The sequence below is a fragment of the Acinetobacter sp. WCHAc060033 genome (assembly GCF_004209125.1).
GTDB classification, from domain to species: Bacteria; Pseudomonadota; Gammaproteobacteria; order Pseudomonadales; family Moraxellaceae; genus Acinetobacter; species Acinetobacter wuhouensis.
The window spans coordinates 1-3,327 of the sequence record NZ_SGSW01000105.1 but is presented as its reverse complement, the minus strand read 5'-3'; the positions used below and the strand labels follow the sequence as shown (position 1 = coordinate 3,327).

3 protein-coding genes are annotated in these 3,327 nt (G+C 30.2%); all 3 read right to left on the bottom strand.

The window, feature by feature from the left end; translation table 11 throughout:
• The coding region (locus tag EXE10_RS20345) for a hypothetical protein (protein WP_130114545.1) at positions 1 to 2,218 on the bottom strand (2,218 nt) is incomplete at its 3' end.
• Positions 2,218 to 2,661: a hypothetical protein gene (locus tag EXE10_RS20340; RefSeq protein WP_130114544.1), complete on the bottom strand. Its 444-nt coding sequence runs from the start codon at positions 2,659 to 2,661 to the stop codon at positions 2,218 to 2,220. The genes EXE10_RS20340 and EXE10_RS20345, both read right to left, overlap by 1 nt.
• On the bottom strand, positions 2,658 to 3,327 hold a 670-nt coding region (locus EXE10_RS20335; protein WP_130114543.1), incomplete at its 5' end, for a DUF2345 domain-containing protein. The genes EXE10_RS20335 and EXE10_RS20340, both read right to left, overlap by 4 nt.

The window sequence follows — 3,327 nt, the reverse complement described above, 5'->3', positions numbered from 1 at the left end:
TCGCATCATGATCATAAGTAGGGTCTGGGAATTTATTCCCTAAATCATTTCTAAGATCAGTTCTAATATAACCTAAGTCACCCACATTACCATTTATATGCTCTTTACTATCTCCAGGCCCCCCATCTACCGTGCTAAACCCACTATAGCGAGAAATTCCTCCAGTTACACAAACAGCACCTATATAAGCAGCAAAAGCATTCATTGACATCCAAAATCTCAATTGCTGAGTTGTATCATTATATATATCAATATTTACCTTACTCAAGGATTTTGTCCAACGTGCCTTGTATTTTATAGCATTATCCCCAAAAATTTCACGAATGCTTACTAGATAAGATTTTCCTTTGCCTTTAACCCCTTTCTTTTCCCATGTATCAGCCACATAAATTTTACTCTTACCAATTAATTCAGGGGTGTCATCTATAACAAAATAAAATGCTGCATATCCTAATGCACTTCCGTTCTCTCTGGATATCGAACCATCTGGATAAATAATATAATTTACAGTATCACTCGATTTCGTAGTACCACCAATTACAGTTAGCGGTTTCCCATTCATTTCTGTATGTGTGTCTTTAATTTCTGGTTTATATACATTAACTTGTTTTTCAAAGATTTTCCCAATTGCATTTAAATCAACTTTAAAAATAGATGCTTCTTGATTTTTATTTGAATTATCTTTTTTATTGTCTATTTTTTTTAGGGAAGAATTAATCAATTTATCACTATACTTAATATAATTATCACTTACTTCAAACACTTGTTCATGAGTACTTTTTACACATCTGACAAATTTCCCCTTTAAATCTCCTGCAACAAGCCTATATACAAATCCTGTCAACATTCTAACGTCTATAAGTCCATTCTTATCTGATATACGTGTTTCAATTCCATCTCTATATTCAATTTGAAATTTTAAACCTACCACTGGAGATCCAGTATTTATATGAATCATTTTTAATTTAAAGGAATGTACAGGGAGTTTAATTGTAATTGTTTGACCTTCCATTGATGCTGAAACCTTAAAATGAGAAAAAGGTTGCAACTCATCATCATGGCCTCTCATATTAAATTCTAAATCTTGGCCCTCCTCAGCTTTAATATTTTTATCTAAACCTAATTTATCAGTTAAATGTGCTTTCGCTTTTCCTTTATAAACAATAAAATATTTTAAATTAGGAATTCCATTATTACTATCCGGATCAACAATCTTAATATTGAAATTTACAATTTTTGTTAGCACGTGATTATCTTTTAACTCATCCCCACCTCTATTCTCTTGAGGAGTCTTATTAACTACATCTTTTTTCTCTGGCTTATTATCACTTTCTAATTTTTCTTGTATTTTAAAATTCTCATCCATTTTGAAAGTACATTTTTGTATATTAACCTTATCTTGAATTATCTCTTCGCACTCAATATCTCCAATACTAATATTTATTTTTGCTCCAGGATGGCGTATTATTACTGGCAACAAACCATTCGAGTCCGTAAAATACTCGACTTTCATTTCTTCATTAATCAATTTTCCATTGTATTTTGATTTTACAACTACTTTTTCACCAACAACAGGGATACTTCCTTTATAAAAACTTACATATATCTTCCTTGGACAGCATGACTCTAAATCATAGTAGTTAAATAGTTTCAAATATTCAGAAACATGAATATTATTACCATCATACTGCTTATGTAACTCACCTTTCTTATTATATTTCAATTTATCAACATTTAAAAATGCAGCTAAACCTCCCAACCCCAATAAATGACATGCAGCAATTGCACCCGATTCTGTAACTTCTATTCTATTTATAATTTTTCCATAATATTCATTTATATTATTATTGCGTAATAATTTACATGTTTTATCAATTAACCTATTTACAGCCTTAATTTGAATACTTCTTGATGATAAAAAGTCACTTTCTGTATAAGCACCATCTAAACCTGTCCACTTATCTTGATCATCTTTATATTCAATTGTTTTTAACGCTGCATCTCCAAATTGGAACAATCCCATATAATTGAATTGATTCTTACTTGTTCTAGCCGCCCTATTATCCGTTCCATCGTTGTTTTCTCTGCTAGTCCAAGGTTCATAAAATGAATCATCCTTAGTTAAATCACTATGGCTTTCTTTTCTTGATAATGCACAGATGAATCCAAATCGATTACTTTCAAATTTTTTACCAAATACGGGAGCAACATTACTCATTATTTCATCCAACTATTTTTCAATAAATAAAAATCAAGAATTTCCATTAATTCAATATCTACCTTTTTATAAAAAGCCTTATCAACAACCCATACTCCTTCAAGATATCTCCCATATACTCCATATGCGTTATCAGTTGAAAATACTATATAAAGTGCTGATGTGTCAGAATTATCTAATAGACGCCGCACAACATATTTTTTATTATTACTTTCCACTATTAAACAATAATCATTGTTATATACCCAATTTCTGGAATAATCTAAAAACCCCAATTTTTTTTTAATAGATCGTGCTTTTTTATAATTTTCAGTATATTTTATTTCAAATTTATTATCACATAAATCACTTTCTATCCAGTTATACTCATATTTCCCAACAAGATCCTTTGAAAAAACACACCCACTATATAGCAAAGTTAATATAATAATAATTTTATTCATTTTCCAAAACCTATAAAGTCTTTTTCCAATTCTTCATCACAATCCAATCCTGTGTGTTCTTTATTCTCAACATCATCACAAAGATGCTCACCTTCATCTGCAGAACATATACACTCCTCAGACATCTGATTTAAACTAATTTTTTTTTCGTACAATTTTAATTTATTATTTTCATTTTTATTATTATATAGAATTAATTCAATATCATCCCTATCCATACTATAAAATCTAGCTGTTCTATAGTCTTTATCTAACCATCCTATACTTTCTGTTTTTTTAGTCTTATTTATAATTTTATATTGGATTTTTTCATCTTCAGCATTAAATAAATTTATAAAATCAAATCGTCTACTATATATTCCACTTTCTGGTGTAAATGGTAAATTTACATTTATTGATTGTCCAGGCTTAAACAAATGCTGCCCTGCCTTCACTTCAAACATAGCGCCCGTTGTCACAAATACACCTGAACCATTAATTTTCAGTTGAGAACCACCTGCTGTAAGGGTAATTTCCTTTGGACTCTTAAACTCAATTTTGTCCTCAGTTGAAATAATTTGAATGCCTTTACGTGCAATCAAATCTGCACCATCACCCTGCGCTTGAATTTCTACTTTACCTTTCCCTACAAAAAGTCTTGCACCTTCTTGAGCTGCAAACAAACTA

Bases quoted from the DNA above. Each gene is read 5' to 3' on its own strand.
- EXE10_RS20340 (WP_130114544.1), bottom strand. From the start codon at position 2,661: ATGAATAAAATTATTATTATATTAACTTTGCTATATAGTGGGTGTGTT.